General features: G+C 50.3%; 13 protein-coding genes. 6 read left to right on the forward strand and 7 right to left on the reverse strand.

Going from position 1 to position 20,236, the window contains the following annotated elements; translation table 11 throughout:
* Positions 1 to 9: 9 nt before the first annotated feature.
* From HMPREF9194_RS00785 to ettA, 4 genes are all read right to left on the reverse strand, one after another.
* Complete coding sequence (locus tag HMPREF9194_RS00785; RefSeq protein ID WP_016524456.1) at positions 10 to 846, reverse strand: carbohydrate ABC transporter permease; 837 nt, start codon at positions 844 to 846, stop codon at positions 10 to 12.
* The gene (locus tag HMPREF9194_RS00790; RefSeq protein ID WP_016524457.1) at positions 843 to 1,742 is read right to left on the reverse strand and encodes a carbohydrate ABC transporter permease; all 900 of its coding nucleotides are present in this window, start codon (positions 1,740 to 1,742) and stop codon (positions 843 to 845) included. The genes HMPREF9194_RS00785 and HMPREF9194_RS00790 overlap by 4 nt, the downstream gene beginning before the upstream one ends.
* A gap of 100 nt (positions 1,743 to 1,842) precedes the next feature.
* A complete protein-coding gene (locus HMPREF9194_RS00795; RefSeq protein WP_016524458.1) occupies positions 1,843 to 3,153 on the reverse strand; it encodes an ABC transporter substrate-binding protein in 1,311 nt (436 codons plus the stop codon).
* A gap of 95 nt (positions 3,154 to 3,248) precedes the next feature.
* A complete protein-coding gene (ettA, locus tag HMPREF9194_RS00800; protein ID WP_016524459.1) occupies positions 3,249 to 5,009 on the reverse strand; it encodes an energy-dependent translational throttle protein EttA in 1,761 nt (586 codons plus the stop codon).
* Positions 5,010 to 5,114: 105 nt separating this feature from the next.
* On the opposite strand from ettA, the gene arfB reads away from it, so the two are divergent.
* Together arfB and HMPREF9194_RS00810 are read left to right on the forward strand one after the other, a co-directional pair.
* On the forward strand, positions 5,115 to 5,525 hold the full coding sequence (gene arfB / locus HMPREF9194_RS00805) for an alternative ribosome rescue aminoacyl-tRNA hydrolase ArfB (RefSeq protein WP_016524460.1): 411 nt from the start codon (positions 5,115 to 5,117) through the stop codon (positions 5,523 to 5,525).
* A 77-nt stretch (positions 5,526 to 5,602) separates the two neighbouring features.
* A complete protein-coding gene (locus tag HMPREF9194_RS00810; RefSeq protein WP_016524461.1) occupies positions 5,603 to 6,403 on the forward strand; it encodes an Rpn family recombination-promoting nuclease/putative transposase in 801 nt (266 codons plus the stop codon).
* Positions 6,404 to 6,405: 2 nt separating this feature from the next.
* On the opposite strand, the gene HMPREF9194_RS00815 is transcribed toward HMPREF9194_RS00810, so the two are convergent.
* Positions 6,406 to 7,773: an MATE family efflux transporter gene (locus HMPREF9194_RS00815; protein WP_016524462.1), complete on the reverse strand. Its 1,368-nt coding sequence runs from the start codon at positions 7,771 to 7,773 to the stop codon at positions 6,406 to 6,408.
* Between the two features lie 39 nt (positions 7,774 to 7,812).
* Between HMPREF9194_RS00815 and HMPREF9194_RS00820 the strand changes: the two genes are divergently transcribed.
* Positions 7,813 to 8,760: a M15 family metallopeptidase gene (locus HMPREF9194_RS00820; protein ID WP_040846418.1), complete on the forward strand. Its 948-nt coding sequence runs from the start codon at positions 7,813 to 7,815 to the stop codon at positions 8,758 to 8,760.
* A complete protein-coding gene (locus HMPREF9194_RS00825) occupies positions 8,757 to 10,298 on the forward strand; it encodes an FGGY-family carbohydrate kinase (protein WP_016524464.1) in 1,542 nt (513 codons plus the stop codon). The genes HMPREF9194_RS00820 and HMPREF9194_RS00825 overlap by 4 nt, the downstream gene beginning before the upstream one ends.
* 21 nt (positions 10,299 to 10,319) lie before the next feature.
* Here the strand turns inward: HMPREF9194_RS00825 and HMPREF9194_RS00830 are convergent, their stop codons facing one another.
* Together HMPREF9194_RS00830 and HMPREF9194_RS00835 are read right to left on the reverse strand one after the other, a co-directional pair.
* Positions 10,320 to 10,940 carry a DUF2271 domain-containing protein gene (locus tag HMPREF9194_RS00830; RefSeq protein ID WP_016524465.1) on the reverse strand — a complete coding sequence of 207 codons (621 nt, stop codon included), beginning with the start codon at positions 10,938 to 10,940 and terminating at the stop codon, positions 10,320 to 10,322.
* Positions 10,937 to 11,536: a TetR/AcrR family transcriptional regulator gene (locus tag HMPREF9194_RS00835; RefSeq protein ID WP_016524466.1), complete on the reverse strand. Its 600-nt coding sequence runs from the start codon at positions 11,534 to 11,536 to the stop codon at positions 10,937 to 10,939. Before HMPREF9194_RS00835 ends, HMPREF9194_RS00830 begins: the two co-directional genes overlap by 4 nt.
* A 319-nt stretch (positions 11,537 to 11,855) precedes the next feature.
* Between HMPREF9194_RS00835 and HMPREF9194_RS00840 the strand changes: the two genes are divergently transcribed.
* Together HMPREF9194_RS00840 and HMPREF9194_RS00845 are read left to right on the forward strand one after the other, a co-directional pair.
* Entirely contained in the window at positions 11,856 to 17,837 is a 5,982-nt protein-coding gene (locus tag HMPREF9194_RS00840) for an alpha-2-macroglobulin family protein (protein ID WP_016524467.1), read from the forward strand.
* A complete protein-coding gene (locus HMPREF9194_RS00845; protein ID WP_016524468.1) occupies positions 17,837 to 20,212 on the forward strand; it encodes a transglycosylase domain-containing protein in 2,376 nt (791 codons plus the stop codon). The genes HMPREF9194_RS00840 and HMPREF9194_RS00845 overlap by 1 nt, the downstream gene beginning before the upstream one ends.
* The last annotated feature ends 24 nt before the right edge of the window (positions 20,213 to 20,236 follow it).

Here is a 20,236-nt window from a genome sequence, read left to right on the forward strand (position 1 = left end):
CTCCATCCGTTATTTTAATAAGGTAGCGGCGGAAAAGGTTTTTTCTACTTGGCGGCTGAAGAACACGAATAAGAGTATCGGTAAAAGGCTGGTAATGACCATAGCCGCATACATGCCGCCGTAATCCGTCCCGTATTTGCCCGATGAATATGTCATCAGCGCGATCGGCAAGGTTCGGAACGATTCGCTTCCGATCAATACCAAGGCATAGATAAATTCATTCCAGCTGTTGATAAAAACATTGACGCACATTGTTGCAATTACCGGACGGATCATCGGTAAAATAATCCGCGTCAGGATTGAAAACAGTCCCGCGCCGTCTATGACGGCCGCTTCTTCCATTTCAAGCGGGATTGCCGATAAAAAGCTGTTGCACATCATGGTCGATATGGCAATATTGAATGCGCTGATTGTTAAAACCAACGACATCGGATTATTGACCAAATGCAGGCTGCGGATCATCATAAAAACCGGTACAATTACGATTTGCGAGGGTAACAGAATGCCGAGTGTAACGATTTTACCGACTTTTTTAGACCATTTCCAGCGCATTCTGGTTAAAGCATAGGACAACATAATCGATACGCAGACCGTTAAAAACAAGGTTAAACCGGTTACCAGGACACTGTTAAAAAAGTACTTCATGATATTGCGTTCAAACAGTGCGTCCGTATAATTTTGAAATTTCCAAACGGCCGGCAGCTTAAAGGAATCGCCGGTAACGATTTCATTCGTGTCTTTAAAAGAATTGAGCAGCATCCAAAAGAGCGGGTAAACCGATAACAATGCAAAAATCGAAAAGAAAACACTGAGCGGTATTCGAATTGATTTTTTTTGTATTTTCATCTGGACGCCTCTATTTCTTCGCAGCCGAGCTTTTTAAACAGCAGGCCGATCAAACCCAACAGGATACAGGTTTCCAAAATCACAATAACGCCGACGGCCGCTGCCATTCCGTATCTTTGATTTGAAAAGGCTTGACGGTACATATACATCATTACGGTTTGCGTTAAATCGCCCGGTCCGCCGCCTGTCATGATGAATACCTGCGGGAAAGTAAACAGTCCTCCGATCGCGGATATCGTTACGCATGTTTTTAAAACCGGCAAAATCAGCGGTAAGGTGATTGTGGAAATAATTTGCCACAGGCCGGCTCCGTCCAACTGCGCCGCTTCAAAATACTGTGCGGGAATCGATTCGATTGCCGAAGAAATCATCAAAAAATCCATACCGAACATCCACCACATTCCGACTACGGCCACGCATATCATTGCCGTTTTCGGATTGATCAGCCATTCGTTTTGTAAAAAATCCAATCCTATTATCCGCAAAAATTGGTTCAACATTCCCCAGTCCGCGTGATAAATCGTGAGCCATAGCTGCGAGATAACGGAAATCGAAAGCACCAGCGGAATCATAAAAGCGGTTCGCAGGAAAAATTGTATTTTTGTGTCCAAGCCGCAAACTAAAACGGCTACCGCCGTTGCCAAAAGGGCGTTGAAAATAACCGCCAGCAAACTGAGTCCGAACGAAGCCGAATTGGCCCGTAAAAACGCTTCATCGGTAAAAAGCCTGATAAAATTCGACATGCCTGCAAAAGTTGCTTTTGTCAGTCCGTCCGTTTTTTGCAAAGACATAAGTCCGCTGTATAACATCGGGTACAATACAAAGCCGGAGAACAACACGAGGGCCGGCAAGCTTAGTATAAAAATGTATAATTTATTTTCGAGTATTTTTTTCATATTACTTCTTTAATGAAGACTTTATTAAAATACAGGCTTGCCCCGTCCGACTGTTCCGAACAAGCCAAGCCTGAGTTTTTAACTGAAAGCGGTACGGCTTTTACTGTTCCGCCGCCGCTTTATCCAGATCTTTCAGATAATCGCTTACCGGGTACTCATTTGTCATAAATTTGCTGGATGCCTGCATTACTCCGGCGGATGCTGCCGCCGTCGGCATAACATCTTGGACCAAGCCGAAAACATGTTCGAAATTTTGCATGTCTTTTGCGAGCTGGGCTACCGGTGCGGCAAATTCTTTATTGTATTTCCAACCCATTTTATCGGCTTTATAAACCGTAAACGGATTGCCTTTTTGTTCATAGACAAATTGGCACCGTAATTGAGAAATTGCCTGACATAAGGCCGCGGCTTCCGCCGGATATTTGGTTTTAGCATAGGCCATCATTCCCGAATTTTGTTTAACGCCGCCTGCGGCATTTTTACCGTAACGTGCCAGATCGGAATCGTTAAGTACGGGATAGTAAAAATATCCGAAGTCGTCGCCCATCTTTTCGGCGCCTGCAGCGACAGCCCAAGAGCCGTTGGCCATCATTGCCGCCTTGCCCGATTCAAACAACGGCAGAGCTTCGTCGATTCCGGTTAATGCGACGTTTTTGGAAAAAGCCTTCATGTTCAGCAATTCTTTTAAAAATGCCGCGCTCTTGGCGTAAGGTTCGTCGGAAAACTTCGCTTGGCCTTTAACGATTTTTTCGGTGATTTCGGGATCTATCGAGTAAGCGAATCCTTCCGCCATCATTGCCGCGCACCATCCGTCTTTAGCGCCGACCGAAATCGGTACGACATCGGTTTTGGCAAGTTTTTCCACGACCGTTTTTAATTCCGCCGCGGTTTTCGGAACCTGCAGATTGTTTTGCGAAAAAATCCGTTTATTGTACAGCAAAATCTCATAGGCGATATCTTCAAACGGAACGGCGTAGATTTTACCGTCTTCGGCCGGAAGCTTTGCCGAGGGAATAACTTGATCCCAATATCCGTTTGCATCGAGATATTGATCAAGCGCCAATGCACTGTTTGATTTTAATATCGACGTGGCGAAACTTCCGCCTCTTTCCCACCATACGTCAATGCCGCTGCCGCCGGCCGCGATCATCGTTCGCACTTTGGTTTCATACGTTTGAGCGTCGCCCGGAACCATTTCCAATTTTGCTTCAACGTTCGGCAGTATTTCCGGTAGCCGATCCATGACATATTTCATTTCTGCAACGACGTTTTCATCCGTGTTGTTAAATAAAACATTCAACACAACTTTCTTTTGAGCCGCCGATTCCGATGATTTTGCTTTACAGCCGGCCGCCGAAATAATCACAGCCATCGCGATCAATACCGACAAGACCGTTTTCATAATTTTCATTTTTGCACTCCTCCTTAGTCTTTGCTTCCGAATGCATTTTATTCGATAAATAATACTATAATGTATTGCAGCCGGCGGTCAAGTATTTTTCAACTTCACCGTTCCATTTTGCGGTAAATTGTTTTATGGGGACGGTCGGCATCGGCGCCCAATTCTTTGCGGCGCTGTTCGGCATAGTCGCTCCATGTGCCTTCGAACCAGCGCACGGTGCTGTTGTTTTCAAAAGCTAAAATGTGCGTGCATATTCTGTCCAAAAACCAGCGGTCGTGGCTGATTATGAGCGCGCAGCCGGCAAACCGTTCTATGGCCTCCTCAAGTGCGCGCATGGTCGCAACATCCAAATCGTTTGTCGGTTCGTCCAAGAGCAAAACGTTTGCGGCGGTTTTTATCATCATGCCCAAATTGAGCCGGTTGCGCTCCCCGCCTGAAAGCACGCCGACTTTTTTTTGCTGGTCGGCGCCGCTGAAGTTGAACCACGAGCAATAGGCCCGGCTGTTTACTTCGCGGAGCGCCCCGTTTACGGCTCTCCCGTCTTTATCGACCGCGCCGAGCTTTATGATGTCGAGACCGCCTGAAAGCTGTTCCCATACGGTTTTATTCGGGTCCAAGCCGCTTCGCATTTGATCGGCGTAAGCGATTTTTACGGTTTCTCCGATGCGGATTGTTCCGCTGTCGGGCTTTTCGCCGTTTTTCGAATTCGAGCCGCTCGGAGATCCGCAGCCGGCCGCTTCGACAATCATTTTGAACAGGGTTGTTTTTCCCGCACCGTTCGGTCCTACAATACCGACGACGGCTCCCGGCGGCACCGTAAAGTTTACGTTTTCAAACAAAAGTTTATCGCCGAATGATTTGGTAAGATTTTGCGCTTCAATAACGACATTGCCCAAGCGCGGTCCTGCCGGAATCGAAATAACGCTGTCTTTTACCGGCGTTTTATTTTCGGCCGCCAAAAGCTGCTCGTATTTTGCAATATGCTCTTTATGCTTTGCCTGCCGGCCTTTCGGACTCATGCGGATCCATTCGAGTTCCCGTGCCAACGCTTTTTTGCGTTCGTTTTCACCCTTTTCTTCAAGAGCGAGCCGCGCCTGTTTTTGCTCGAGCCAGCCCGAATAGTTGCCCTTGTACGGATAACCTTCGCCGCGGTCGAGTTCCAATATCCAGCCCGCAACGTTATCCAAAAAATAGCGGTCGTGGGTAACGGCGATAACCGTTCCTTCGTATTGCTGCAAGTGCCGCTCGAGCCACGCGACCGTTTCGGCATCCAAATGGTTTGTCGGCTCGTCCAAAAGCAAAATATCGGGCTTTTGCAACAAAAGCCTGCACAGGGCGACGCGCCTTTTTTCTCCGCCGGAAAGTACGCCGATTTTCATATCGGACGGCGGGCAGCGCAAAGCGTCCATAGCCAATTCAAGGCGGGAATCGAGGTTCCATGCGTCCAGCGCGTCGAGTTTTTCCTGAACGGCGGCTTGTTTTTCGCACAATTTGTCGATATCCGCATCGCTTTCGCCGAAAGCTTCGTTTATAGCGTCGAATTCGGCCAATAAATCCGTTACTTCCTTAACGCCTTCTTCGACGATTTCTTTTACCGTTTTATTGTCGTCGAGCACGGGTTCCTGCGGCAAATAGCCTATCGTGTAGCCCGGCGATACCGATGTTTCGCCCGTAAATTCGGTATCGACGCCTGCAAGAATTTTGAACAAACTCGACTTACCCGATCCGTTTGCACCGATAACGCCGATTTTGGCACCGTAATAATAGGAGATGCTTATGTCTTTGAGCACCGTTTTTGTTCCGTATGAACGCGATACGCGATCCATGGAATAAATGATTTTTTTATCGTCAACCGTTTTTGCCATGCGCTCATCATATCAAAAAAACGCTCGGCCTGCAATCGGGGAATTTGTACAGGAACAGGGCGGCTGCAATTTGCCGCAAGTCGGTGCCTGTGCTATACTCACGCCATGAACAAACAGGAATTGCGCGACAGCATTGCCGTTTACACCGTGATGACTTTTGCCCGCTCAAGCGGGGCGGGCGGTCAAAACGTAAATAAAGTCAATACGAAAGTGCATGCGGCAATTGAACTCGGCGACTTAAAAGGACTTTCAGATACCGAGCGGAAGCTGGTTATGCAGCGCCTTGCAAAAAGCATACGAGGCGGTGTTTTTGCCGTCGATGTGCAGGACGAGCGCTTTCAGGAACGCAATAAAAAAATCGCGCTTATGCGCATTGAAGAAAAAATCACTACGGCGGCGCGCGCCGTAAAAAAACGGAAACCGACGCAGCCCACAAAGGCTTCCCGTGAACGGCGAATCAAAGTAAAAAAGCTGCGCTCGGAAATCAAAAAAAATCGGGGAAAAGTGAAAGTTTAGTTCTATTTTGTTACGTTGTGCAGCCATTGTCTTATTTTTGTACTGTCCGCGTCTATAATAAAGGGTGGAGGTACACTATGGCAAAAAGCTTTGATGACTTAACCATCGCCGATGACTTTATGTTTTGTAAAGTCATGCAGAACGAAGGCATTTGCAAAGAGTTCCTTGAAATGGTCTTATCCGATAAAATCGGGAAAATCGCCTACCTGTCGCCGCAAAACAGTGTTGCAACCGGTATCGAAGCAAAATCGGTGCGTCTTGATGTGTTTGTAAAAGACGAAGCCGGCAAGTCCTATGATATAGAAATGCAGGTAAGCAACGAACACAATCTTCCGAAACGTATGCGTTATTATCAGGCGGCAATCGACATTGCATTCTTGGACAAGGGTGTGCATTACAAAGCATTAAACGACAGCTACATTATCTTTGTGTGCGTGTTCGATGCAATCGGAAAGAATAAACCGATTTATACATTTGAAAATATTTGTCTTGAAGACCGGCACACACCCTTACGCGACGGGACAAAAAAGGTTATAATAAATGCGGAAGCTTTCAGCAAAGCAACCGATAAAGAACTGAAAGGCTTTTTGGAATATGTCAAAATCGGAACGGTGAATACGAAGTATACCGGGAGGATAGAAACGATGATACAGGCAGTAAAGAATAACGAACAGGCGCGACAGGAATACCGCTTTATGTCGGGGTTTGAAATGGATGCTCGGGAAGAAGGCCGAAGCGAAGGTATTGCACAAGGGTTTTCCGACGGTTCGCGCCAAAAAGCGTTAGAGGATGCAGGCAACTTAAAACGACTCGGCGTTTCCATTGAAATTATCGCGCAAGCTACCGGCCTCAGTAAAAAAGAAGTGGAAAACTTATAGTTCTATTTTGTTACGTTGTGCAGCCATTTGCCGTTGCGTACGCGGAGGAGTCCGGCGCCGACTTTTAAAAACTGTTCGATTTGCAGGCACATGTATATGAGGTACGGCGGTGCGTGCAGCGCAAAGGCCGCGGCTGCGGCCGACGGAATTGCAACAAACCACATCCATACGCTGTCGTTAAACGCGGCATACACGGTATCGCCTCCCGACCGGCACAATCCCACAATAAAAAACATATTGAATGCGTTTATCGGGTACATACACATGAGGATCCGCAGCATGATCTGCGCTTGCGTTATAATGTGTGATTCGACATTAAACAAAGCGGGAAGCGCAAGCGAAAGCGGGAACAGCAGCGATCCTATAAAAACCGCCAAAGCGGGCATAAACCATGCGCATCGGTTCGCGTATTGCCGCGCTTCGCGTTCGGCTCCTTCGCCTATTTTTTTGCCGATGATTATTCCCGCACCGTTTCCGACCCCGATAAAAAACACCCACGTGAGCTGAGAAATCGTTCCCGTTATATTGAATGCGGCGATTGCATCGGTGCCCGCGTGCGAAAAAATCGCGTTTTCTGTCGTAATGCCGATGCTCCACAGTGTTTCGTTTATAATGACGGGAAGGGCGATCCTCACAAAGCGCGCAAGAAAATCGCTTGTAAACGAAAAAAGCTGGAAAAAATTCCCGCATGCTTCGTATTGCATTCGGTATGCCCAACCGACCGTGATGACCAGTTCGACAAAGCGGGAAAGCACCGTCGCGATTGCGGCGCCTTTTACGCCCATTGCGGGAATGACCAAGACCGTGCCGAAAAACGGAATGCTTGCGCCGAAGATAAACAGATAATTAAAAAGAGCGTTCACGCAAATAGACACGGCGGTACTCACCGTCGGCAGTTTTACGTGCTCGGTTGCGCGGAAAGTAAGCTGAAACGCAAAACTGACGGCAAGCATCGGATAACTCGGCGCGACAAAGCGCAGGTATTGGCCGCCCAGTTCTATAACGCGCGCGTCCGAAGAATACAGCCCGATAAGCTCGCGCGGAAAAAACAGCGCGGCGCTCATAAAAATAAGGGAAAGTACGACGGAAAGCGTAAGCGTAATTCCGAGCGTGCGCCGTATGCCCGCAATGTCTTTTTTGCCCCAAAATTGCGCGACGAAAATCGCGCCGCCGCTCGAAATGCCGAACAGTATCATATTCAGAATAAAAAAGATTTGATTGCCCAATCCCGCCGCGGCGATTTCGGTTGCTCCGAGTCGGCCGACCATTATCGTGTCGAGCATGTTGACGAATGTTTGGAGAAAGTTTTGCAAAATAATCGGAACCGCAATCGCAAAAAGCGTGTTGAAAAATCCCGGCAGTGATGCCATAGTTGAACCTCGTGCGCAGTATATCATATAATGAATAAAATGTTTACCGAAAAGAAAGCGCTTTGCCGCCTTTGCGGTTTGTGCGCGCCGATTGTGCCGGCCTTGTTTTTGTGCTTTGCGGTAACCCTTGCCGCGCTTCCCTTCGAATCCCGCGCCGAACCCGGCGAGCTTGCCTTTTTGCGTAGCGCGTATCCCGATTTAGCGTTCAACTGTGTGTACGATGATGAACAAAAGGATTTTAAAATTGAAGTTGCGCGCAAAGCCTCCGGCAGCGGCGGTACGCGGCACAAGGCCGTTTTTTATTGGGCCGGCGGTAAAATGCTTCCGCCCGAAAAACTCGGCGATAAGGAATCCTATTGGAACCTTATGTATGCGTATGCGAAAGATATTCCCGATCCTGCACGGTTTTCGCAGGAAGACATACGGCGCTTGCGCAATTTTTCTTCGGCCGAAAACCGTTTGCGCCAAGCGGGCGTGTCGCTTGACTTTTTTGACGCCGTGTATGACAGCGCAACGCGCCGATCGACTGAAACTCATATCAAGCGCGTATCCTTTCTCGGCAAATACACGAATGCGCACGAATGGATTTTCGCACCGCTTGCGCGCGTCGAAGCGAAGATCGGCAAACTTGCAAAAACCGACGCCGAAGTAAAGGATTTTGTCGACAATGTATCGCGCGGCGACGGCTACAACTGGCGCGAAATTGCGGACAGGGCATCGCGTTCCTTCCACAGCTACGGCATTGCGATCGATATTCTTCCGCGCGGCTGGGGACAAAAAAATATTTATTGGGCATGGCGGCGCGACATCGATCCCGACGGCTGGATGACGCTCCCGCTCGATAAGCGCTGGATGCCTCCGCTTAAAGTCATTCAAGCTTTTGAATCGGAAGGATTTATTTGGGGCGGCAAGTGGCCCATTTGGGATAATATGCATTTTGAATATCGTCCCGAATTGATTGAATACACAAGGAGGATGTCGGAATGAATGAGCAAAAAAAGTATTATCTGGGATTGGATAACGGCGGGACGACAACCAAAGCGGCTCTGTTTACTCCCGACGGAAAAGAAGTCGCCGTTGCGCGTGTCGATACCGCATCGATTACCGTTCAAAGCGATTTTGCCGAACGCGACATGGAAGAAATGTGGCGGGCGAATTGCGCCGTCATTCGGCACGTGCTTGCAAAAAGCGGCGTACAAAATACGGACATCGCCGGTGTCGGAATATGCGGGCACGGCAAGGGCTTGTATTTGTGGGGAAAAAACGGCAAGCCGGTACGCAAGGGTATTCTTTCTTCCGACAACCGCGCTTACGAATATTCGGCGCGCTGGCAAAAAGACGGTACGGAGCAAAAAGCGTTTGAGCTGTCGTGTCAGCACGTTTTGGCTTGTCAGCCTGTTGCGCTGCTTGTATGGCTTCGCGACCACGAAAGCGATTCATACGCCGATATTCAATGGGTGTTCGAATGTAAAGATTATGTGCGTTTCAGAATGACCGGCAAGGCATGCGCCGAACTGACCGATTATTCGGGAAGCGGCTTGATAAACCTGCACACGAACTCTTACGATCCCGCATTGTTAAAGCTGTTCGGTATCGAAGCCGTTGCAGACAAACTGCCGCCGCTTTGCCGTTCTTCCGACGTATGCGGCGTTGTAACCGAAGAAGCCGCAAAGGAATGCGGCCTTGCCGCGGGAACGCCCGTTATCGGCGGCATGTTCGACATCGATTCGTGCGCTTTGGCCGCCGGCGTTGTCGACGAAACAAAACTGATTGTCGTTGCCGGAACCTGGTCGATAAACGGTTACATCGCCGCCGACCCCGTAACGGACGGTTCCGTTCGCATGAACAGCCTTTTTTGCATTCCCGGCCGCTATTTTATCGAAGAATCGAGCGCAACCTCGGCGGGAAATCTGACGTGGGTCGTGCAGGAACTGTTTCCCGAATTGATTGAAAAAGCCGAACGGAACAACGAAAACGTGTACAAGCGCCTGGACGAAACCGTCGCTTCCGTTTTGCCTTACGAACACCTTCCCCTGTATTTACCCTTTGTGATGGGAAGCAATGCCCACCCGAACGCCAAAGCCTGTTTTTTAGGAATTTCGGCATCTCATAAGCGCGCCCACGTGCTGCGCAGCGTCTACGAAGGCATTGTCTTTTGCCACCGCGTGCATATCGACCGGCTGGCTGTCGGCGCGCAAAAGCCCTTTTCCGTCGTCCGCTTAACCGGCGGGGCCGCAAACAGCCCGTTGTGGGCGCAAATGTTTGCCGACATTTTAGGCTTGCCTGTGGAAATTACCGATGCGCACGAAGCGGGCGCACTGGGCTGCGCAATGGCGGTATCGGCGGCGGCGGGCGACAGTCCTTCGCTTGCCGCAGCGTCCGAAAAAATGTGCCGTATTGTCGCGCGCTTTGAACCCGACGTGCGCAACAAAAACGCGTATGATGCGCGCTATGCGCTGTACAAAAAAGCCGCGGAATTTTTGAATCCGCTCTGGGACGATTTTCAAAAGACCGCGGCCCGCTGAAAGCGTAAACCGAAAGTGGTTTTATTTTTGCGTTACGGTGATTTTTTCGACGATGTTTTTTGCCGTCGTCAGCTTTGAAACGTCTTCGTAAATCTTTCCGTCGGCACCGTTTTCCGAACCCGTTCCGGCAAGCGAAAGCGTTATTTCTCCGTTCGATGCCTCGCCTGCCGGAATTTTTGCTTCATACACGACGGACGGTTGACCGTTTACGCCCGAGTTTTTCTTTGTGTAAAAATCGTTGTAATCGAAGCTCGTGTTGAATTCGGCTTTGATTACATATTCGGCGTCGCCGATTTGTGCGGTGAATACGATGCCGCTCTTCGGCGTTGCCGACGTTACCGCATCCACCTCTGTGCTGATCGGCGCATTTTTTACGCTGCCGTAATTTGCCGCATGATACCATACCGGAAGCGATTCCGGTCTTCCTTCTTTAGGACCGAAAATCCAATTTCGTTTGCTTGAGCGCTGTGTTATGTACAGCGTGCGCACGTAATTGCCGTCGGCATCTTCAAGCCATACGGCGCACTGCGGGTCCATTTTCGCTTTCCAGTTTTTTCCCGCGCCGATAGCGACCGTAACTTCTTTTGCAAAAAGCGCCGACGTTGCCGATAAAATCATAAATACGGCAAATGCTCTTTTCATTTTGTACCTCCGAAGATTGCATTCATCCATAGCGAAATAAAACGGTTCGTATACGCGATCCCGTTGTCCCAATATTTTTTATCGCATTTTTTAAGAAAAACCGATTCAACGCAGCCCCACAGCCCCGACACGAGAATGTCGACGTCGAGCTGCGGGTTTGCCGAGCGGGCGTTTCCGTTTTGTATGCACGCTCTCAAAAGTTCCGCTCCCGTTTTATTGCACACAAAATAGGACTCGATAAATTCATCGTCGGCATCGGAAACGGTTCGGATCCCTTGCATAACAAGCTGCGCGCGCCGCGGGTTTTCGAAGCACCAATCGCGGAACATATCTATGGCGGCCCTCAGTTTCTTTTTATCCGCGTGCAAAGCGTGTACGGCTTTAAGTATCCTTTCGTTCAATTCCCGCAAACAATCGAGGCTGATTTCCTGAAAAAGACTGTCTTTGTCCTTGTAGTAGTGGTAAATGTTCGCCGCCGTAATGCGGCAGTTTGCGGCGATGTCGCGCATGGCAATCGCATCGGGATTTTTTGTCATAAGCAGTTCAAGCGTCTTTGTCTTTATCGTCGCCGTGATTTCCGTATTCGCCCTTCTCATACTCGCCCTCTTTTGCTTTTTGCCGCATTTTATTGAACGGTGATAATTTAACAATGTTTAATAATAAAGTCAAGTTCTCTCCGTTTTTTTTCTTTGTGGCGAATTTCGGTGCTTTTTTTTATGGGCCTGTCCGCCCCGAGGTACTTGCGCTCCGAGTAAATTCGGCATATTATGTAAGGATGAATGACGGTTTTTGCCGATTGTTTTATTGATAAAATATATGCTTAAAACGAGGCTGTGCCCGCTGCGCCGCGGCAATATCCGTATGCGGTGAGGTCTTGCCGACTGTCGGCGCGGTTATTTTGAGGAGGATTTTCCCATGAAAAAAAATATGCTTGTACCGTTTACGGCGGTGCTTTTAATCGCAGCAGTTGTTTTGTTTTGTGCCGCAGGCTGTAAAAAGAAAACCGAAACCGAGCAAAGTGCACCGGAGTGGCGGGAAGGGCACCGCGATTTTCTTGCCTATAATCCCAATGATCCCGACTTTGGATATGCGTTTGTTCCCCTGTATATAAAAGCCGAACCGGAACCCGAGCGGCCGGCAAAAAAACGGAATCTAAGCGGTCCTTCCGCGAATTCCGTCAAAAAAAACGCGTCCGGAACGGCAGCTTCCGGCGTGCGCCCCTTAAAAGAATATAAAACGGCGTATACGACAACGCGCCCTGCAAAAAATGCGTTTGCCGTACCCGCAGGCGTTTCGGGGGAAGTTCTTCCCGCGGCGGAAGAAGAGGGCGATTTAACCGTCGTCGATTGGGGGCCTCAAAAAGAGTTGCCCGCGGCAATCCGCCAGCCGTCTTTTTACGTCGTGTTTTCGCTTCCCGTAAAGGCGATAAGCGCGCTCGAAGAACCGTCTTCAAAGTCGGATTATATGAGAGTTGAGCCTGCGGTTGAAGGCGTGTTCCGCTGGTACGGTTCGCGCCATTTGGCGTTTGAAGCGAGCGAAAACATCAATCCTTTGTTGGAATACACGATTACCGTAAACGGCAGCGTAAAATCCTTGAGCGGAAAGCCGATTACCGGCGAGCGCGTTTTTAAAATCAAAAGCGAAGAGCTGCGCATTACCGGTTCTACGGTCGGCTATTCGTTTGCAAAAAAATCCGGCATGTGGATCGACACTGACGACGTGGTGCCCGAAGCGGCGAACGAAGTGCTGCTTACGTTCAACTATCCGGTTAAGGCGCAGGATTTTTCAAACCGTATCCGTGCCGAAGTTGACGGCGGCGTTTTGCCCTGCACCGTAAGCCAAAAAGACGACAAATCGCTGCTGGTTACGGTAAAGGGAAACATTCCTTTCGATACCGACGTGTATGTTTATGTCGATAAGCTGTGCATCCGTTACCACACGCTTTTGCCGTTCCGATTGGAACGGACCGACGTCGAGCGTTCGGCAGGGCGCTTTTTAAATCCCGTGTACCTACGCTTTTCGCATAATGTTGACCCCTCCTCGGTTTTGGCGAATCTTTCGACTGAGCCGTCGATGCCCATAAAGAAAGAAAACATCGAAGTAAACGGAAGTACGGTCATCGTGTACGACCTTCCCGTCAACTTTAATTCAAAATATACGCTGACTGTAAAAGACGGCATAAAGGATGTATACGGCAGAAAATTAAAAGCAGGAAAGTCCGTTTCGGTTCAGGTTCCCGAAGCGGCAAGTTACGTGAGGTTTTTGGACAGCGGCACAAAAATGCTCGAAGCCGCCTATCCGCATAAATTTTTGTTCGAATACCAAAACCTGTACGAACCCTCGCGTTACAGCATCGTAAGAACCCTGGACCCGCTCGACATATCGTCGTGGGACGCACATGTTTACGAAGAGGATGCTGTAAAGCCGAAGATAAAAATACGCAACCAAAGGCAGTTTGAAGTTATCGATTTGGATCCGCTTTTGGATAGTAACGGCAAGGGTTTTGTGCGCTTCGATGCGGAGATGACCGTTCCGTCCTATTGGGATAAAAATAATCTTTACACGCAGAAAAACTGCACGACGATTCAGGTAACCGATTTGGGCATTACGGTTCGATACGGATTAAATAGGGCGGTTGTGCTCGTAACAAGCCTTGCCACCGGCAATCCCGTTGAAGGCGCGAATGTGTACATGTACAACGGTGAGCAACCCGTAAACGCTGCGGCAACAACCGCGTACAGTTCAGGTACAACGGATAAAAACGGACTTGCCGTTTTGAAGTTTGATCGTTGGAGTGCGGCGTTTTTTGACTCATACAGGGAAGCCGTTTGTGTGGAAAAAGACGGAGACCGCGCGGTGTTTTATCCGGATACGCACAGCGAATGGCGTTCCGTTTCTTCGGTCGGCGATATTGATTTCGGCGCGCAGAATTTTCAACGTACATTTATGTTTTCCGACCGCGGCTTGTACCAGCCCGGCGAAACGATTACGTTCCGCGGCATCGATCGTACGCAAAGGCTCGGCTCGTTTACTCCGTATACCGATGAGTATACGATAACCTTAAAAGAAAACGTGTGGGGCGATGCCGAAGAGATTGCATGCTTAAACGGCACTTGTTCGGAATCGGGCGGATTTTGGGGTTCGATTAAACTTCCCGAAAACGTAAAGCCCGGTCAATACGTGCTTGTATACGAGCGACCCGGAAGAAAAGAGTGGCGGAGCCGCAAAATCAATATTACGATCGCGTATTTTGAACGCTTAAAATTCCAAGCGGAAGTTGCCTTGAGCGAAGCGACCCTCGTTGCCGGCGACACGATAAGCGGTTCGATTAAAGCTTCGTATTTGTCGGGCGGCTCTTTGCCCGAAGCGACGTACACGGGAGGCTGGGTGCGCCAAGGCTGCGATTTTACAAGCGACGACCCCGCACTTAAAAATTATACCTTCGGCCCGCGCGAAATCGAGCGCTCAATGGAACAGCTTTCTTCGTTTGAAGGAAAACTTTCCGCCGACGGCAGTGCACGCATTTCGTATACGACCGCCCAAGAAGGCATTGTCGGTTCTCCGTACCGCTACTTTGCCGAGGCGTCGGTAACCGATATAAGCAACCAGCTTATTGCGGCGCGCAATGCGGTAACGGTTCACCCCGCGTCGTTTTACATCGGAGTTGTAAAACCCGACGGCGTTACCGGCTTCGCAAAAAAGGGGCAGGAATTGAATTTCCCGCTTATGCTTGCTTCCGCGGACGGAAAAGCACTTGCTTCTTTGGATTTTGTTAAAGGCAATTTGTCGGCCGAACTTATACGCGACGATTGGCATTTGGTGCAGCAGTACGGTTCTTCCGGCAGCGTATACGCGAGCTACGAAAAACAAAGCGTCAGCGAATATTCAGCGGCGGTAAAACCTTCGCTCAAAGGCTCGGTAAAAGTTACGCCTAAAAACGCCGGCTATTATACGCTCGTGTTAAGCGGAACCGATAAAAACGGTAAAATTGCAAAAACCGAATATTCCTTTTTTGTAACCGGTTCGGGAGCCGTTTTTTGGAACCGCGACTTCGAATCTTCGCTGCGCCTCACTCCCGACCAATCGCAGTACAATCCCGGCGATACGGCGCGCATTTTGCTCGAAAGCCCGCTGCCTGCCGGCAACTATCTTATTACCGTTGAGCGCGAAGGAATTTTTACCGAAGAAGTGCGCCGTTTTGAAGAAAGCACCGCCGTGTTGGAAATCCCGATTGCGCTCAATTACGTGCCGGTTATATACGTGAGCGTGTGTTCGTATTCCGTGCGTTCGGGAAAGCCGACTCATCAGTACGGCGAAGCCGATATGGACAAGCCCAAAGGCTTTTTCGGTTCGACCGCCGTGTTTGTAAATCCGCGCGTAAAAGCTTTTTCGATCGACGTTGCCGCCGACAAACCCTCGTACCGTCCGGGCGAAAAAGCCGTTATCGTGCTGAATGCGACAAAGGGCGGGGAACCGCTTGCCGACGCGGAGCTGACCCTTATGGCGGTAGACCGCGGCGTTTTGGATTTAATCAATTATCACGTTCCGAATCCCGTAGACTTTTTTTACAATGAACACAACTTTCCGCTGTGCGTAAAAGGCGGAGATTCGCGCGCGCTGCTTATGGATCCGGTAACCTACGAAATAAAAAACTTGAAAGGCGGAGATGCTTCCGATGAAGAAAAAGAACAGGAGCGCAAAAAATTCGACCCGACAGCCGTCTTTATACCGGTTTTAAAAACCGATAAAAACGGTCAAGCCCGTGCCGAATTCACTTTGCCCGATACGCTTACGACCTATCGCATTACGGCCTTCGGCGTTCACGAGGATTTACTCGCTTTGCAGGAAGATGAAATGCTCGTGCAAAATCCCGTAAACGTGCTTGCGGTAAAACCGCGTCGCTTGCGCGAGCGCGACACGGCCGAATGCGGCGTGCTGATTTCAAACCTCGATTCGCGTTCTCACAGCATAACGGTAAAAGCCGAAGTGCGCTCTCCGCAGGGAGCCGATTCGGCAAACCTCGGCAAAGCCGCCGGTAAAGCCTTTTTCGACGGCAGCGCGCAAAAAACGGTGAAGGTCGAAAGCGGCGCACAGTCGACGGTGTATTTCGATCTTGCCGCTCAAAAAGCGGGAGAAGTCGAAGTCGTGTTTTCGGTATCGTCGGATATTTTAAAAGAGCGTTTGGTGCAGCCGCTTGTTATCGAGCACCCCTTTGTGTTCGAAACCTTTACGGCGACGGGAACCGTCGAGCGTTCCGCTTCGTCGGTTTCCGAAAAGGTGGCGCTCCCGTCTTTTGCCGATTTGAACGCCGGTTCTTTGTCGATTACGCTGGATGCAACCCGCTTGGCGACGCTTTCGTCGGCGGTCGATTACGTGTTCAATTATCCGTACGGCTGTATGGAACAGCAAAGCGCGCGCTTATTGCCCTTGGTTGTTTTCGGCGACTACATCGCTACCTTCGGTCTGCAAACCGAAGTGCCCGATGTAAAGAAAACCGTAAGAAAAACCTTTGCCTCGTGGAAGCAAATTCAACAGGACGACGGCGGTTTCCCGTATTGGCCCGAGGGTACGGAGTCGAGTTTTTACGTGAGCGTACGCATCGCTCATTTGTGCGCGCTTGCAAAGGAACGCGGCTACAGTGCCAAGGATATTACGCTCAATACGGAAAGACTTGCTTCATATGTTTCGTCAAACATCAACAAAAACTATTTGAGCGATTACCTTCGCACGTATGCGTGTTATGTGCTCGCGCTCAACGGAAAGAGTTTCCCCGCTTCTTTGCTGCCGTCCGTATCCGCTAAAGATACCGATATTTCGACTGCGGCCTTGGCCGGCTTGGCTTGCCTCCAACGCGGCTCTTCCGGCGATAAGGAAAAGGCGCAGCAGTACGCGGACACCATACGCCGCTACCTGCGGCCCGATGCGCGCGGCGTGGACATAACTTCTCCCGACGAATCGCGGTACTATTATTGGTATGCAAACGACAAATCCATGGATTATGCGCTGACGGTTAAACTGTTTACGCTGCTCAATGCCGACGACGATATGATTACAAAGCTTTTGTATACGCTTTTGCAGCGCCAAAAAGCCGGCTATTGGAAAAGCACGGCCGTTACCGCCTTTGTGCTCGATTCGGTATATACGGTTATAAAAACGGCTAAACTCGACAACTTGAATATGAGCGCTTCGGCATCGGTGGACGGAAAGGAATTGGTTTCCGGAAGCTTTAAAGGCGCGGGAGCGCAAGCTCTTACGTTTACCGCCGATTTTGACGAAGAGCCGTTGAGCACCGTAAAGCGCGATATGCTGCTTCCGCTTACGATTACAAAAAAAGGTTCGAATCCGCTGTACTATACGACATCGCTCAGATACGCCATTCCGCAGGAAATGCAAACGTCGCGCGATGAAGGCTTGGGCGTTTCGTATATTCTCCGCGATGCCGAAACCGATAAAATCGTAAAACCGTCTTCGGCTTCTTCTTCCCTTATCGAGCTTGAAAGCGGCAAAACCTACGAAATGGAAATAAAATTGTCGTCGGGACGCGATCGCAGCTTTGTCGCTCTGCGCGCACCGGTGCCGTCGGGGGCGGAAATTATCGATGCGGCCTTTGTTACAACCGCCTCCCTTACCGGAAGCAATCGTGCCGAAGACGAGGATGCCGACGATGAAGACGATTGGTATAGCTGGTTTTACGGAAGGCCGATGAGCAGTCAGCGCATTTACGACAACGAAGTGCAGTATTTTTGGAACGATTGGGTAAAGGGAAGCGATACGGTGCGTTTTAAATTCCGCGCCGTCAGAAAAGGAGTGTATCCCTGTCCGCCGCTTACCGCCGAATGTATGTATGAAAACGAAGTGTTCGGCCGTACCGACGGATACCTGTTTGTGATAAAATAATGAAGGTCGTTTCGAAGATACAAAAAAACGTTCGCGCCGCCGGCCTTTGTGCGGCCGGTGCGCTGCTTTTGTTTGCCGCGCTTGACCTCTTCTTTTTGCCGTTTCCGAAGCTCAATGCATTCAGGAAGCGGGATTGGAGTACGCGCATTTACGACAGGCGCGGCACATTGGTGCAAGTGCTTGCGCTCGAAGGCGGCGTGCGCCGAGAATTTACTCCGCTTTCGGCTATGCCGCGGCAAGCCATTGATATTTTTTTAGCAGCGGAAGACAAACGTTTTTTTTCGCACTGCGGACTTGATTTTTCGGCCGTAGTGCGCGCCGCGCTGCAAAATATACGGAACGCTCAAAGAGTGAGCGGCGCTTCGACCGTTACGATGCAGCTTGCACGCATCGTCGTTCCGGCAAAAAAACGCACGCTTGCGGCAAAACTCAACGAAGCATGGAACGCGCTTCGCATAGAGCGGCGCTTAAGCAAAAACGAAATACTCGAGTTGTATTTGAATACGCTGCCCTTCGGTTTCCAAACCGAAGGCATTACGTCCGCCGCAAAAACTTTTTTTGCCGCACCCCTTGAAGAGCTGAGCATCGAGCAGCTGTGCTGCCTTGCGGTTATACCGCGCCGCCCTTCGGGCAACAATCCGCTCGAGCACCCGCAGGTGTGCGCCGAGCGTGCCTGTGAACTGTACCGTTCGCTCCGCAGTCCGCTAGCTGCCGCCGATTCCGGTCTCGGCGCATCAATCGGATCCGTGCCGCTTGAACACTTTGTGCGCATTGCCGAAAACGCGCGGCGGGCGGAATATCCGTTTTATTTGCCGCACTGCGTTGATTTTTTGAAAAAGCGGTTTGCGCGCGAGGGCCGCTCTCTTCCCCCGGAAATGCGTTTGACTGCGGATGCGCTTTTTTCTTTTCACGCCGAAAATCTTTTGGCGGGCGAACTTGCAAACAATTCATATGCGCGCGTGTACAACGGCGCGGTGTTTGCAATCGAAAACGAAACGGGGAACATCATCGTTTGGGTCGGTTCCAATTCGTATTTCGACCGCGACCATCAGGGGCAAATCGACGGCGTTACCGCGATGAACCAAAGCGGTTCGAGCTCAAAACCTTTTTTGTACGCGCTCGCGCTGGACAAAGGCTATAAGCCCTCCGACGTGCTCCCCGACATTCCGCTTCGCTTCGGCTCGAACGAAGTGTACATTCCGCGCAACTTCAACAACCGCTATAACGGTCCCGTGCGCTTCCGTACCGCCCTTGCATCCAGTTTGAACGTGCCGGCCGTAAGCCTTTTGGATTCGATCGGCGAAGCTTTTTATGCCGACACGCTCGATAAACTGCATTTCGATTCGATACGCACAAAGGGCCTCGACGCGGGACTTGCCCTTGCGCTCGGAAGCGCTCCCGTATCCCTGTATGAATTGGTGCGGGCATTCAGCGTTTTTCCGCGCGACGGAACGGTTATTCCGCTTCGCTTGCTCGAAGATTCCGGCAGCAGCGGAGAAGCACTTCGCTCGGCTGATTCGCCGCCCGATTCGGTAAACGACAATTTTTCGCCTTCGCGCGTATATTCTCCGGACAGCGCGCGCATTATCTGTTCGATTTTGTCCGACAGCGAAGCGCGCGTAAAAGGATTCGGTTTTTCGTCCGTGTTCAAAACGGACTTCCCGTCCATGTTTAAAACGGGAACGGCAAATCAATATCAAAGCCTTATCGCTCTGTGTGCGAGTTCCGCCTATACCGTGGGCGTGTGGCTCGGAAACTTTTCCGGCGAAACCGTTATCGGTAAAACGGGCAGTTCGATTCCCGCTTACGTTGCAAAAGAAGTGCTTACCCGATTGCAAACCTCTGCGGACGGAAGCGGCAAGATTCTTCCGGCGCGCAACTTTGCCGAACCGGAACATTGGCACCGCGGAACCGTGTGCGCGCTTTCGGGCATGATCGCTTCTCCCGATTGTCCGAACACGATAAGCGAATACCTTCCCGATTCCCTTACCGCCGAAGATAAAAAAAAGCTCCGCTGCACTTGGCACACAAAAGAAAACGGAAGGTTAAAAACCGTGTATCCGGAGGAATATCGAAACTGGTTTTTATCGGCCGAACGCTACGGTGCCGTCAATGCCGGCGGTGCTCCGCTTACGATAGTTCGCCCCGTGTCGGGAAGCCGTTTCCTCTACGACCGCGCATATAAAAACATCGCCGTTGTGCCGCTCGAAATAAACGGCGGGCACGGCGATACGGTGCGCGTGTTTTTGGACGGCGCCGAATACGCGGTGTTGGAACGCCCGTTTTTTATAAATCTTAGTGCGGGTAAAGGAAAACACCGCGTGCGTGCCGTATGCGCGGACGAAGAACAAACCGTCGTTTTTACGGTGGAGTAGGATTAGAGGGCTTGCACTTCTTGT

Source organism: Treponema maltophilum ATCC 51939 (assembly GCF_000413055.1).
GTDB lineage: Bacteria > Spirochaetota > Spirochaetia > Treponematales > Treponemataceae > Treponema_C > Treponema_C maltophilum.

What these genes read in the sequence shown, in the direction of transcription:
- HMPREF9194_RS00790 (WP_016524457.1), bottom strand. Translation starts at nt 1,742, where the DNA reads ATGAAAAAAATACTCGAAAATAAATTATACATTTTTATACTAAGCTTG.
- ettA (WP_016524459.1), bottom strand. Translation starts at nt 5,009, where the DNA reads ATGGCAAAAACGGTTGACGATAAAAAAATCATTTATTCCATGGATCGC.
- HMPREF9194_RS00840 (WP_016524467.1), top strand. Translation starts at nt 11,856, where the DNA reads ATGAAAAAAAATATGCTTGTACCGTTTACGGCGGTGCTTTTAATCGCA.
- HMPREF9194_RS00825 (WP_016524464.1), top strand. Translation starts at nt 8,757, where the DNA reads ATGAATGAGCAAAAAAAGTATTATCTGGGATTGGATAACGGCGGGACG.
- arfB (WP_016524460.1), top strand. Translation starts at nt 5,115, where the DNA reads ATGAACAAACAGGAATTGCGCGACAGCATTGCCGTTTACACCGTGATG.
- HMPREF9194_RS00785 (WP_016524456.1), bottom strand. Translation starts at nt 846, where the DNA reads ATGAAAATACAAAAAAAATCAATTCGAATACCGCTCAGTGTTTTCTTT.
- HMPREF9194_RS00835 (WP_016524466.1), bottom strand. Translation starts at nt 11,536, where the DNA reads ATGAGAAGGGCGAATACGGAAATCACGGCGACGATAAAGACAAAGACG.
- HMPREF9194_RS00815 (WP_016524462.1), bottom strand. Translation starts at nt 7,773, where the DNA reads ATGGCATCACTGCCGGGATTTTTCAACACGCTTTTTGCGATTGCGGTT.
- HMPREF9194_RS00810 (WP_016524461.1), top strand. Translation starts at nt 5,603, where the DNA reads ATGGCAAAAAGCTTTGATGACTTAACCATCGCCGATGACTTTATGTTT.
- HMPREF9194_RS00845 (WP_016524468.1), top strand. Translation starts at nt 17,837, where the DNA reads ATGAAGGTCGTTTCGAAGATACAAAAAAACGTTCGCGCCGCCGGCCTT.
- HMPREF9194_RS00795 (WP_016524458.1), bottom strand. Translation starts at nt 3,153, where the DNA reads ATGAAAATTATGAAAACGGTCTTGTCGGTATTGATCGCGATGGCTGTG.
- HMPREF9194_RS00820 (WP_040846418.1), top strand. Translation starts at nt 7,813, where the DNA reads ATGTTTACCGAAAAGAAAGCGCTTTGCCGCCTTTGCGGTTTGTGCGCG.
- HMPREF9194_RS00830 (WP_016524465.1), bottom strand. Translation starts at nt 10,940, where the DNA reads ATGAAAAGAGCATTTGCCGTATTTATGATTTTATCGGCAACGTCGGCG.